Below are 11856 nucleotides of genomic sequence, written 5' to 3'. Positions count from 1 at the left end.
ATGGCTGCTATGACGACCATGACCACTCACGACCCCTGCGCACTCGAATTCCGCATTCTTGCGGCAATTCGAACGCCGCCGGGGCACGATCGCCCCTCGGCAGCTCGGATTCGAATGGGTCTTTTCATCCTGGTCGATCCGCAGCCGCGACGCCGCCACCCGCACCGCCACCCAAAACGAGGTTGGAAAATGCTCAATTCACCCAGCGGCCATCGGCGGCTCCAGGTTCCCGATCGCGACCAGGTAGTCCAGGCAACCCGATATCAGTTCCGGGACGCGCACCGGAGGAGCCGTTTCCGAGTCGCCCGCCCGATCCTCCTCGAATGGGTGGCCGACATTTCGGAGCGGCAGGTCCGGCGCCGGTCCGTCCTCGCCCAACAGCGGCAGGAACGGGAGCAGCGCATTATCCGCGCCGACTTCCACCGCGACGCGCAAATCCCTGCGCCATTCCCCGTACGGCTTGCGCGACACCCGATACCCCGATTCGCTCAGCAGGTCCACGAGCTCCGCCCAGCGCACGGGCGGAGCGCCCGGCAGGTGGTGCGCTCGGCCCAACCCCGTTCCGCTCAACGCGATTCGCGCGATGGACGCAGCCACGAAGTCGACCGGAACCGCGTCGACGAACAGGTCCAGGTCCGGCGCCGAGCCCAGCTGGATGCAGCCCTTCAGCCAGGCGCACAAGAACAGCTCCGGCGGGCAGGCCCCGGTCGCTCGACCCCCGACGACCCGCCCGGGGCGGTGGATCGCGACCGGGAGGCCGCGCCGCCCGGCCTGCGCGACGAGGCGCTCCGCCACCCACTTGGTCTGCGCACGACCGCCGATCGCACCGTCCACATCAGGCGGTTCCACCAGGCCGAGGGGCTGCGCGCCCAGGGCATCGGGGAACACCTCTAGCGACGACACGTAATGCACCGGCTTCACGCGACCTCGGCACGCCAGCCGCAGGACTTCCAATGTTCCCAGCACATTCGTCGTCTTGAGCTGCCGGTAGGAAAGCACGGGGCTGGTCCCGGCGCCGCTGTGCAGCACCAGATCGGCCCGGCGTGCCAGTTCCTCGTACGCGGGACGGTCCAGGCCGAGGTAGGGGCGGCTGAGGTCGGCGGGAATCCCGACCAGACGTCGTGCGTCTGCCCTGCGCCACAGACCGTACGCGGCCAGGTTCTTCCGGACCCGGTTCACGGCACCGTCCCGGTCGCCGGCCCGCACGACGACGTGCACGTCGGCATCGGAGCGGTCCAGCACGTCGCGGAGCAGGAACGCGCCCACGAACCCGGTCGCGCCGGTCAGCACCACATTCCGGAAGGGCGCGACCGGCTCGGCGACCTGATCTGGCCGGACGTCGTCCGGCAGCAGCGCTTCCGCAGCCAGGGCGTCGGGGGCGATTCCGCGCGATCGGTCGCTGGGAACGGCTTCATCGCCGACCAACCGCGCCAGCTCCGCGATGACGGGCCCTGCGTACAGCTCGTGCGGCCCGATTTCGACGCCGCACTCGTCCCGCACCCGGTCCAACAAGACCGCGGCGGTCAGGGAAGTGCCGCCCAGATCGAAGAAGTCGTCCGCGACGCCGACCCGGTGCACGCCGAGCACGTCCTGCCAGATGCCGACCAGCCGGGCTTCGACCGGACCGGTCGGCGGCACGTACGCGGTTCCGGTCAGCCCGTCGAGAACCCGGCCGCCGACCTCGATCCGCCCCGGGACCATGGCTCCGGGAAGGCTCTCCCGGGCGAAGGCGCGCAGTGCCGCGCGGAACCTGGGCGCCCGCGCCACGGCCAGCGGATCGGTTGCCCCGGCCTTCATGTGCGCCCCTCCACCGGCTCGAAAGCAGCGTCGAACTCGTGCAGGCCACCATGTTCCGGGACCAGCAGCCGGACTCTCGCGCCGTGCCGCTCACCGAACTCCACGACGCTCTCCGGGGCGACGGCCGACGACCCGTCGACCTCCCACAGCAGCCGCTCCAGCTCCCAGGCCGTGGTGTCGTCCGCAATCCCGCCGAGCAGTTGGAGCAGCGCCCGCGGGCGCACCAGCCGGCGATTGGGGATGCCGTTGACGGTCAGCGGCCCGGTGCCGATCCGCTGGGCGAGGCCGTCCAGTCCGGCCGGGAGTTCCGACCAGGCCACTGCATCGGAGACCGGGCCGCCGGGTGGCTCGTCGAGCAGCAGGGTGACGTCGTAGCGGAAGCAGGTCGGCTCGTTGACCTCGTGCCCGCGCTTGAGCTCGATCCGCGCGTGGCCGAAGCTCCTGAAGTACGCGGGCGAGAGGCACAACTCCGGCTCGCCCGCGACGCTTCTCCTGATCGCCGAGGCGAGTTCCGCCGCCGACGTCAACGGTTGGCAGCGCTTGAGCTCCGCTGCCGCGTAGAGCGCGTCCAGCTCCGCCAAGCCCCGCACGTCGCCGACGAAGACCGCGCGCCGACCGACCCGGGTGGCCTCGGCGAGCATGCGCTCCAGGTATCCGGTGCTCGGGAAGTACTGGACGACGGAGTTCAGCACCACCACGTCGGCGCTGGCGGTCGGCAGGCCGGCGAGCGCGGCGGCGTCGGCGTGGTCGATGACGACGTTGTGCGGGGGCTCGGGGCCGAGCGACTGCCGAGCCGCTCCGACGGCCGACGAGGAGGGCTCGATCCCGCGGTATTCCGCGATGTGCGGGAGCAGCGCGCGCAGCAGCAGTCCGGGGCCGGCGCCGACGTCCACGACCGACTGCGGCGCCAGGTCCGCGATGCGGCGCGCGGTGTGGTCCAGCCGCGCGCGCATGTCCTGGGGCGGAATCGGGTCGACGGCACCGATTCCCGGCTCGGCAACGGCATACATCCGTTCCCACTCCTGGCACCAACGGCGCACGTGGGCCTCTTCGGCGACGTGGTCGGCCGGCTCGGCCACCGGGGCGACCCGCGCGACCAGCTGCGCGCCACCGGACCGACCGGTGCTCGCGGTCACCTCGACGAATTCGACCTGGGCGTGCTGGGAAAGCACGTTCTCCACCTCGGCGAGTTCGACTCGGTGCCCGAGGACGGTCACCCGGCGGTCCTCACGCGCCTGGAGCGTCAGGGTTCCGTCCGCTTCCCGGCGCACGCGGTCCCCGGTCCGGTAGGCGGCCCCGGATCCGCTCGCGACGAACCGCTGCGCGGTGAGCCCGGGCTGCGCGAGGTAACCCGCGGCGATCCCGGCCCCGCCGATCAGGAGCTCACCGACCGCTCCGACCGGCACCTCCCGCAGGTCTTCGTCCACCACCAGCACCTCGGTGCCCGGCAGCGCTCGGCCGATGGGCACCGCCGCGTCCGGGCCGATCTCGTGGACCGCGGCCCAGGAGGTCGTCTCCGGTGAGCCGTATGCGGCGAACAGCCGCACCCCCGGCAGAGCAGCCGACAGGCGTCGCGCCAGATCCGCTGGGATCGCCTCCCCGCCGACGAGCACCGCGCGGGCGCCCCTCAACGACTCCACACCGGCGCGCTGCGCGGCCAGGAAGGACGGCGTGCACTGCAGCAAGGTGATGTTGTGCCGCCGGACGAGCTGCGCGAACGAGTGCTCGGCGTCGGCCACCTCCTCCTCGTGCAGTTCTTTCAGCCGGTTCAGCGTGGGCAGGCCCGCGATCACCTCGTCGACGGCGACCCCGAAGTCGATCAGGCACGCGATCTCGTCCGCACCCGCGGCCGCCAACCTGCGCACCACTTCGACGCCCTCCGCCGGCGAACCGAACAGGCCGGACCGCTCCAGGTACCTGTCGAGGGCCAGGTCCAGCACCGATTCGAGGTCCTCGTCGGTGACGGCGGTCCCGGCGCCGAACAGCACCCGGCTGAGCTCCGCGGAGCTGCGCAGGTATTCCCGGAACGGGCCCCTCGCCAGCGCCAACGCCTGCTCCGCGTCGTCGAGCAGGAAGGTGTGCACCATGACCGACACCCGGCCCGGCCCGGCGAAACCGTGCTCGGCCCTGGCGTTCCGGTACGCCGCGATCTTCACCGCCAGCTCGTCGAGGTCCTGCCCGAGCAGGTGGGTGAGCACGTTCACCCCGGCCGCCCCTGCGCGCTCGAAGGTCTCCACCGAGCCCGCCGAGGTGAGCCAGATCGGCGGCTCGTCCTGCACCGGCGACGGGAAGACCCGCACGTCGACCTCCGCGCCGTCGCCGCCCCGCCGCCGAACCGGCTCCCCTCGCCAGAGCCGCCGGAACTCGTCCAGCTGCTCGGCCATCCGCTGCTTGCGGCGCGGGAAGTGGTCCGGGAAGAACACGAAGTCGTTGGTGTTCCAGCCGGATGCGAACGCGAGGCCGACCCGGCCATCGGAGAGGTTGTCCACCAAGGACCACTCCTCGGCGATGCGGACCGTGTCGTGCAGCGGCGCGACCACGCTGCCGCACCGCAGTCCGATCCGCTCGGTCACCGTCGCCAGCGCCGCGGCCATGACCGCCGGGTTCGGGTACAGGCCGCCGAAGGAGTGGAAGTGCCGTTCGGGGGTCCACACGGCCTCGAACCCGTGGGCGTCGCCGAACTTCGCGGCCTCCAGCACCAGGCGGTACCCGTCGCGCCGCTGCTCGTCGGCCGTGGCGGCGGCGAAGAAGAACAGGCTGAAGCCGAGCGGGTGCTCGGCGGCGGGAGCCGGGTTCTCGATCAGCCGGTCCCCGGCGATGACGACCTTCGCGCCGCAGGTCAGCGGCCACAGCACGTCCAGCACCCCGGAGTCGAAGGAGATGCTGGTCAACGCGAGGACGACGTCCGATTCCGCGCAACCGATGCGGTCGCGCATCCCGGCGAAGCGGCCGAGCGCGTCGCGGTGCCGGACCACGATTCCCAGCGGGCGGCCGTGCGGTCCCGATGTGTACGTGACGTACGCCGGGCACTCACCGTCCACAACGGACTCCAGTGGCGCGGTGGGCCGCCGGGCGATCTCCGCGGCGTGCGCGTCGATGCGCACGAGGTGGCGGGCGGGAAGCCCCGATGGGCCGGCGCCGCCGGTGATCAGGCAGTGCAGGTCGGCGTCGGATGCGATGAGCGCCAGCCGCTTCGCCGGTTCGGCGGGGTCGAGGGCCACGAACGAGCCACCGGCCTTGAGCACGGCCAACAGCGCCACGACCAGGTCCGGCCCGCGGCGCAGGCCCACGCCGACCGGGGAACCCGGCCCCGTGCCCAGCGCGCGCAGGTGGTGCGCGAGCTGGTTCGCCCTGGCGTCGAGCGCCGCGTAGCTCAGCTCGGACCAGCGGTGCGCGATCGCCACCGCAGCCGGGTTCCGCCGCGCCATTTCCTCGATGACGCCGTGGATCGTGGCCGCAGTTTCAATTGAAACTGCGGTCTCGGTGCCATCACGAACGCCGACCACGTCGCACCCCTCCCGACCTGGCTCGCATCATCGGTCTGCGGCGACCAGTTCGAGCTCGCCGGCCAGCCGCGCCCGCAACCCCGCCTTGTCGACCTTCCCGGTGCCGTTGCGCGGCAGGACGTCGCAGTGGTGCACCGCGGTGGGGAGCTTGAACCGCGCCAACCGCTCCCCGAGGAACGCGCGGATCTCCTCCAGGGTGGCCGCGCCGTCCTGGCACACGACCACGACGGGGGTCTCGTCCCACTTCGGGTGCGGCACGCCCACCACGGCCACCTCGCGGACGCCCGGGAACTCGGCCATCAGCCGCTCGATCTCGGCGGGATAGATGTTCTCCCCACCGCTGATGATCACGTCCTTGAGCCGGTCGACGACGTAGAGGTGGCCCTGCTCGTCCAAGTGCCCGATGTCGCCGGAGCGGAACCAGCCGGCGTCGTCCACCGCCTTGCGAGTCGCGTCCGGGTCGTTCCAGTACCCGGAGATCACGTTCGGCCCGCGGACGCAGATCTCGCCGGCCTCGCCCGGTTCGGTCACCACGGCCCCGGTCGTCGGATCGATCAGCCTGATCTCGGTGTGCGGCATGGGGAAACCCGCCGATCCGGGGTTGCCGTCCACCAACTGCGGAGGCAGGTAGGTCGCCAGCGGCGCGGTCTCGGTCAGGCCCCACGCCTGCTGCAGCTTCACCCCCCGCGCCGAGTAGTCGCGGACGAGCTGGTCCGGGACCGGCGCGCCACCGACGATCGCGGCGCGCAACGCCGACAGGTCGGCCCGCTCGAAACCGGGGGTCCGGGCGATGGCGTCGAACATCGTCGGCACCGCGATCAGATTGGCCACCCGGTGTGCCACCAGGTCTTCCAGGCACTGCTCGGCGTTGAACGCGCGCCGGACCACCAAGGTGCCGCCGTGCGCGAAGGTGCCCATGGTGAAGCCGCTGAGCCCGGCGATGTGGAACATGGGCGCGATGACCAGGGCCGGGTCGCGGAACCGGGTTTCGATCGCGGTCGCCGTGTTCACCTGGTTCCACCACAGGTTCCCGTGGGTCAGCAGCGCGCCCTTGGGCCGCCCGGTCGTCCCGGACGTGTACATGAGCAGGGCGACGTCCGCCTCCCGGACGTGCACCGGTTCGTCGTCCCGGTCCGGCGAAGCCGCCGCCGACAAGCTCTCCCAGCGCGGGTGAGCGGGTCCGGCCGCCGAGTCGAGCAGGAAGCGGCGCACCGGGACCGAGTCGGCGATGCCGTCGACCAACGCCCGCTGCTCGTCCTCGACGACGAGCGTGTGCGCACCGGAATCGCCGAGCAGGAAAGCCACTTCGTCGCTGGACAGCCGGAAGCTCAGCGGCAGGAAGATCACGCCGAGGTGCGCCGCGGCAAGCGCGGTCTCCAGCAGCAGCGCGCTGTTCCGACCGAGGTAGGCGACCCGGTCACCGCGGCGGAGCCCGCCATCGGAGAGCACCGCCGCCAACCGCCGCACCCGGGCGGACAGCTGCGCATAGCTGATCTCGGTGTCCTCGTAGACGATCGCCGTGGTGCTGCCGGCGACCCGAGCCCACCGGTGCACGGCCGCGGCCGAACTTATGTTGCCTTCCCTCATCTCGCCCTCCAGGTCGCGCGGAACGGTCGGTCAGCCGCAGCCACCGGCATGCCCCTGGTCACCACCGAGGCCCGGGTCCAGCTCCGCGGCCGCGACGGGCACCGGTGCGACGGCCGTGCCGGCCACCGACCGGACGAAGGCCGGCAGCCGGTCCACGCCCCAGAACTTGTTGAAGCGGTCCACGAAGAACGGGACCCCGAACACGCCGTCCTCGTCGATGTCGAGCAGTGCCGCGGTCCCCCGCCGACGCAGGTCCTCGTCGTCGACCGCGTTCGAGACGCGGTCCGGCGGCAGCCCGAGCTCGGCGGCGAGCTCCGCCATGGTGGCGCGGTCGCAGATGTCACGCCCTTCCTGCCAGCGGGCGCGGTAGGCGCGGTCCACGAACTCCCGCCCCAGTCCCCCGTCCAGCGCGACGAAGTACGCCAGGTGCGGCACTTCCCACACCGGGTCCCGGTCGACCGGCCAGGTCGGTTCGAGACCGCGCTCCTGGGTGAGCCGGCGCACGTCCTGGAGGATGTAGAGGCTCTTGGCGCGGGACATCGCCACGTACGGGAAGCTGCCGCCCGCATCGGCCAGCATCCGCTCGCTGCGGGCGTCCGGTTCCCAGAACGGTCGCCACTCGACCGCTGCCGCCACCTCGGGGTGCCGGTCCACCAGGTCTCGGTAGGCGAGCCAGGAGTACGGGCTGCGCAACGAGAAGTACCACCTGGGGACGCTGTTCTTCCTGGGCATGACGGGTTCTCCGCTCCTCGGCCGGCTCAGATGACGATGCCGCCATCGATCTGCAGCACGCTGCCGGTCACGTACTCGGCGGACACCAGGTAACCGACCATGTCGGCCACCTCTTCCGGTCGGCCGAACCGCCCCAGCGCGATGTTCGCCGCCGCGGCCGCGCGGGTGCTCTCGGACAGCCCGGCGGTCATGTCGGTCTCGACGAAGCCCGGCGCCACCACGTTCGCGCGGATGCCGTACTTCCCGACCTCCTTGGCGAGCGCCTTGGTGAAGCCGATGATCCCGGCCTTGGACGCCGAGTAGTTGGTCTGCGTGGCGTTGCCGTGGACCCCGGCCACCGACGAGATGTTGACGATGCAACCCCGCTTGCGCTTCATCATCTCGAAGACGACGGCGCGGCAGACGTGGTAGGTGCCGCCGAGGTTGGTGTCCAGGACCTGGTGCCAGTCCTCGTCCTTCATCAGCAGCAGCGGGTTGTCCCGGACGATGCCCGCCGAGGTCACCGCGACGTCGATGGGCCCGAGTTCTTCCTGGGCGTCGGCGACCAGCGCGCGCACCGCATCCGCCCGCGACACGTCCGCCTGCTTGGCGACCACCCGCGCCCCCAGGTCGCCGGCTTCCTTCTCCAGCAGCGCGGCCGCTTCGGGGTTCGACGCGTAGCAGAACGCCACGTCGAACCCGCCCCGCGCCAACCGCAGCACGGTCGCCCTGCCGATCCCCCGCGATCCGCCCGTGACCAGGGCGACCCGCCTGTCCGACTCCGTCATCCGCCCGTCCCCTCCGCTCCGGCCGCCGCCGCGCCGGTCAGTTCGGATGCCGGTCGCAGCGCCATCACCACCTGGTCGATCTCCATCACGACCTCGCCGCCGACCGCGCTCTCCCCTTCGAAGATCGCCGTGTCGGTGAACGTCCGCGCCAAGCGGACCCGGTGCTCCACGACGTCGCCGGGGCGGACCCGCCCGGTGCGGCGCACGCCGGCGATCCCACCGAAGAGCATCACCGTTCCGGTACGCACGTCGGGGTTCGGTTTCGCCCCCGCGATGAGCAATCCCGCCGCCTGGCACCAGGATTCGAGCAGCAGCACGCCCGGGTAGTCGTAGTCCTCGTCGTCGGCGTCGTCCGCGAGCTCCCGGTACCACGGCTCGTTGCAGGTGACCGCCTTCAGCGCGGTGAGCCGCTCGCCGGGGACGAGATCGACGACCCGGTCGACGAGCAGCATCGGGTACCGGTGCGGCAGGATCCGCTTGATCCCGTCGATTCCGCCGCCCCCCGCGGTCGCCGCGCCCGCCTCCGCGAAGCTGATCCGGACCTGCGCGGCGGGCCCGCGCTCGGTGGCGACCGAGGCGGTGCAGGCCCAGCCGGCACTGCGCCGCCGCCATCGGAGGTCCGCGGTCAGCGAGTCACCCGGGAAGACGGGGCTGGTGAAGCGGACCTTGTCGATGCCCGAGAGTTCCCACCGCTGCTGGGGTTCCGGGATGGCGGCCAGCGCACCGCGGTGGACGAACTCGACGATGCTCACCCCGGGGAAGATCGGGAATCCCGGGTAGTGGCCGGCGAAAACGGGTTCGCAGGGCTCGATGACCATCGCGAGCTCCTGGCCCGCGACCTCGATCGCGCCCGCGATCGGGCTGCACGCCGCGCGCATCAGGCGCCCCCCAACTTGGCCGCGAGCAGGTCGTGGGTCTTCGGCAGGGACGTCAGGCCCTGCACCTCGGGCTCGGTGAACTTCACCCCGTACTTCTTCTCCAGCACGACGATGACCTCCAACGCCAGCAGCGAATCGCCGCCGAGGTCCTCCACGAACCGGGCGTCGTCGGTCACGTCGGACACCTCGACGTCGAGCACCTCTGCGACGATGCGCCGCAGGTCCTCCAGGTCGATGGGCGTCGCGTTGGTGTCGGGCATCGTGTGCATCCCTTTCGTGGCGGTACTGCGCTACTTCCCGGATCAGGCGGGGTCGACCAGCTTCAGCAGGGCCGCTCCGACGACGCCGTTCGATTCCGCCGAGGTGACCAGGACCGTCCGGGCACCGCCTGCCCCGCCGTCCTCCGCAAGTGCGAGAACAGCAGCGATCTGGAACGCCGCGGACGCCGCGGAGGTGTCCCCGATGGACTCCGCGCACGGCACGCGCCGGGGCGTGGCGGTGCCGAGCACGTCCGCGATGGCCGCGCGTTCCTCCTCCCCGTCGGCGCCGGGCGCCTGCGAGTCGGCGACCGCCCAGATCTCCTCCGGCGCTACCCCGGACCGATCCAGCAGGCGGCGCAGGCCCGCCCCGAGGACCGGGCGGATCTCCTGCCCGTCCTTGGCGAATCCGAACTCCAGGCCGATGACTTCGGCGATGCCCGGCCTGCCGTTGTCCCGGGCTGTACCGGCGCGCTCCAGCAACCACACCGCGGCGCCCTCGCCCAGCACGTTGTCCCGGCGATCGGTGGCGTGCCATTCGAGCCAAGCGCGCGCGGTCGAGAACTCCTCGACCGCCCCGCACAGCAAGGTCTCCGCCCGCCCGGCCCGCTGCAGCCGCAGCGCGTACTGGAGGGCCAGCAGTCCGGTGGCCCGCCCGCCGGCGATGGTGGTGTTGGGTCCTTTGAGGCGGTGCCAGATGGCGGACTGACCGGCGGCGCAGTTCATCACCGTGTTCGGGAAGCGCGCCGGGTCGACCAGGTAGGGCCGCTCGCCGACCAGCGAGTCCCGGGTGAAGTCCATCATGCTCTGGGCGCTCCCGGTGCTGGTCCCCAGCGCCAGCCCGGTGTCCTCGCCAACGCCCGGCAGCCGCTCGCCGCCGGCGCCGTCCAGCAGCCGGCCGACCGCGGCGACGGCCAGCCCGCTCGCCCGGTCCATCGAGCGGGTGCCGCGCCTGCCCAGCACCGACCTGATGTCGAAGCCGGGCACCAGGTGCGCCTCTTCGAACGGCACTCGCCACTCGCCGCGGTCGAGACGGCCCGCGGGCTTGCGTCCCGAGCGCAGCCCTGCGGCGAACTCGGCGCTGCTCAACCCGAAGGGGGAAATGGTGGACCACGCGGAGATGACCGGGTTGCCGACGGCGGCGGTGGGGGCCATTCGTGTTTCCTCCGGCTGTGACGGGCGGATCGGGGCAGTCGGGCTCAGAAGAACCAGACCCGTTCGTAGTCGGGCCAGCGCGAGGCCGGCTCGTTCGCGGGAACGACGTGCACGCCGGGAACCAGGCGGTCCCGCGCGCTGGGGCCGAGGGCCGCCAGGTCCGGCTCCTCGACCCGGACCCCGACGCCGTCGTCGAGCAGCTGCCGCAGCGAGTGGCGGGGGTCGGGCAGCGAGTCGAGCACCCGGCCGGCGATGCGGATGGCGGGTTCGAACTCGGTGTCCACCGCAAACCCCGCCGCCGGCCCGCGCAGCTCGATGTCGACACCGCCGCTCTGGCGGTGCAGTTCGCGGACGAAGTAGAGGACGTCGGCGAACTGCGACTCGACCGATCCCCGGTAGGCGCGCTCGATGATCATCAGGGTGCTTCTGCTCGCCACGCTCAGCACACCCCCATCGCCAGGACCTTGTCGGTCGCCTGCACGTGCTCCCAGAACCTGGCCGGCGGGCGCTTGCGCACCTCCGGGATCTGCTCGGCCGCGCCGCGGTCCGCGCAGCAGAAGCGGCAGACGTACCAGTCGAGCCGATCCGGGTGCGCGCTCAGCAGCTCGCGCACGAGCCGCGCCGTCGACGGGTGGTCGGCGTGCCGATCGGCGAAGTTGATCGGCTTGCTGTCGCCGAGGCTGACCCGGGTCAGGCCGGTGGCGTCGCCGCACGTCCAGACCTGCACGGATGCGCCGCGGTCGAGCAGCGCATCCGCCAACCGGAACACGCTGGTCACCAGCTCGGTCTGATGCGGCGCGCCGAGTACCTTCAGCAGCACGTCAGTGTGCGGAACCGCGAACACCATCTCAGTGCCACACCGCCCGCAGTCCCGTCTCCAGCAGTTTCCCGGCGACGTCGGCCATTTCCACGACCCGGACGCCGGGGACCAGATCTTCGGCTCGCACGGCCCGCTGCCGCAGGGAGAACGAATCCACCCAGAGTTCGCCGCCGTTGCGCAGGAATCCGTCGATGCTCGGCAACGCATCCCGCACCGCGGCCGGCGCGGCGTCCTCGATGAGCAGGAGCGACACCGCGCAGCCGCCTTCGAGCAACCGGACCGCGTCGCCGACGAACCGGTCGCACCCGGCGCCCGCGCCGGGGCCGCCGCTCTCGATCAGCAAGTACTCGTGCATGG

Annotated in this window: 11 protein-coding genes; all 11 read right to left on the bottom strand. The window is 71.9% G+C overall.

Features of this window, described 5'->3' with window-relative positions; genetic code table 11:
• Positions 1 to 198: 198 nt before the first annotated feature.
• The 11 genes from ACWEV3_RS07490 to ACWEV3_RS07440 are packed head-to-tail and all read right to left on the bottom strand — an operon-like array spanning position 199 to position 11854.
• Entirely contained in the window at positions 199 to 1797 is a 1599-nt protein-coding gene (locus ACWEV3_RS07490) for a thioester reductase domain-containing protein (protein WP_452613075.1), read from the bottom strand.
• On the bottom strand, positions 1794 to 5303 hold the full coding sequence (locus ACWEV3_RS07485; RefSeq protein ID WP_452613074.1) for a MupA/Atu3671 family FMN-dependent luciferase-like monooxygenase: 3510 nt from the start codon (positions 5301 to 5303) through the stop codon (positions 1794 to 1796). Before ACWEV3_RS07485 ends, ACWEV3_RS07490 begins: the two co-directional genes overlap by 4 nt.
• 27 nt (positions 5304 to 5330) lie before the next feature.
• Positions 5331 to 6890, bottom strand: coding sequence for an acyl-CoA synthetase (locus ACWEV3_RS07480; RefSeq protein ID WP_452613073.1), 1560 nt, complete (start codon positions 6888 to 6890; stop codon positions 5331 to 5333).
• Positions 6891 to 6920: 30 nt separating this feature from the next.
• The gene (locus ACWEV3_RS07475; RefSeq protein WP_452613072.1) at positions 6921 to 7622 is read right to left on the bottom strand and encodes a DsbA family protein; all 702 of its coding nucleotides are present in this window, start codon (positions 7620 to 7622) and stop codon (positions 6921 to 6923) included.
• 26 nt (positions 7623 to 7648) lie between these two features.
• Entirely contained in the window at positions 7649 to 8389 is a 741-nt protein-coding gene (gene fabG, locus ACWEV3_RS07470) for a 3-oxoacyl-[acyl-carrier-protein] reductase (protein ID WP_452613071.1), read from the bottom strand.
• The gene (locus ACWEV3_RS07465) at positions 8386 to 9267 is read right to left on the bottom strand and encodes a 3-hydroxyacyl-ACP dehydratase FabZ family protein (RefSeq protein ID WP_452613070.1); all 882 of its coding nucleotides are present in this window, start codon (positions 9265 to 9267) and stop codon (positions 8386 to 8388) included. The genes fabG and ACWEV3_RS07465 overlap by 4 nt, the downstream gene beginning before the upstream one ends.
• On the bottom strand, positions 9267 to 9527 hold the full coding sequence (locus ACWEV3_RS07460; RefSeq protein WP_452613069.1) for an acyl carrier protein: 261 nt from the start codon (positions 9525 to 9527) through the stop codon (positions 9267 to 9269). The genes ACWEV3_RS07465 and ACWEV3_RS07460 overlap by 1 nt, the downstream gene beginning before the upstream one ends.
• A gap of 42 nt (positions 9528 to 9569) precedes the next feature.
• Complete coding sequence (locus tag ACWEV3_RS07455; RefSeq protein WP_452613068.1) at positions 9570 to 10679, bottom strand: beta-ketoacyl synthase N-terminal-like domain-containing protein; 1110 nt, start codon at positions 10677 to 10679, stop codon at positions 9570 to 9572.
• A 44-nt stretch (positions 10680 to 10723) separates the two neighbouring features.
• Complete coding sequence (locus ACWEV3_RS07450) at positions 10724 to 11116, bottom strand: hypothetical protein (RefSeq protein WP_452613067.1); 393 nt, start codon at positions 11114 to 11116, stop codon at positions 10724 to 10726.
• A gap of 2 nt (positions 11117 to 11118) precedes the next feature.
• Entirely contained in the window at positions 11119 to 11526 is a 408-nt protein-coding gene (locus ACWEV3_RS07445) for a hypothetical protein (protein WP_452613066.1), read from the bottom strand.
• 1 nt (position 11527) lies between these two features.
• Complete coding sequence (locus ACWEV3_RS07440; protein WP_452613065.1) at positions 11528 to 11854, bottom strand: hypothetical protein; 327 nt, start codon at positions 11852 to 11854, stop codon at positions 11528 to 11530.
• Positions 11855 to 11856: the final 2 nt, after the last annotated feature.

The organism is Saccharopolyspora sp. NPDC003752, assembly GCF_053605825.1.
This window is presented reverse-complemented; position numbering and strand designations above follow the sequence as displayed.

Excerpts from the sequence above, each read along its gene's own strand:
- ACWEV3_RS07490 (WP_452613075.1), bottom strand. The coding sequence starts at position 1,797 with ATGAAGGCCGGGGCAACCGATCCGCTGGCCGTGGCGCGGGCGCCCAGG.
- ACWEV3_RS07480 (WP_452613073.1), bottom strand. The coding sequence starts at position 6,890 with ATGAGGGAAGGCAACATAAGTTCGGCCGCGGCCGTGCACCGGTGGGCT.
- ACWEV3_RS07475 (WP_452613072.1), bottom strand. The coding sequence starts at position 7,622 with ATGCCCAGGAAGAACAGCGTCCCCAGGTGGTACTTCTCGTTGCGCAGC.
- fabG (WP_452613071.1), bottom strand. The coding sequence starts at position 8,389 with ATGACGGAGTCGGACAGGCGGGTCGCCCTGGTCACGGGCGGATCGCGG.
- ACWEV3_RS07465 (WP_452613070.1), bottom strand. The coding sequence starts at position 9,267 with ATGCGCGCGGCGTGCAGCCCGATCGCGGGCGCGATCGAGGTCGCGGGC.
- ACWEV3_RS07460 (WP_452613069.1), bottom strand. The coding sequence starts at position 9,527 with ATGCCCGACACCAACGCGACGCCCATCGACCTGGAGGACCTGCGGCGC.
- ACWEV3_RS07455 (WP_452613068.1), bottom strand. The coding sequence starts at position 10,679 with ATGGCCCCCACCGCCGCCGTCGGCAACCCGGTCATCTCCGCGTGGTCC.
- ACWEV3_RS07445 (WP_452613066.1), bottom strand. The coding sequence starts at position 11,526 with ATGGTGTTCGCGGTTCCGCACACTGACGTGCTGCTGAAGGTACTCGGC.
- ACWEV3_RS07440 (WP_452613065.1), bottom strand. The coding sequence starts at position 11,854 with ATGCACGAGTACTTGCTGATCGAGAGCGGCGGCCCCGGCGCGGGCGCC.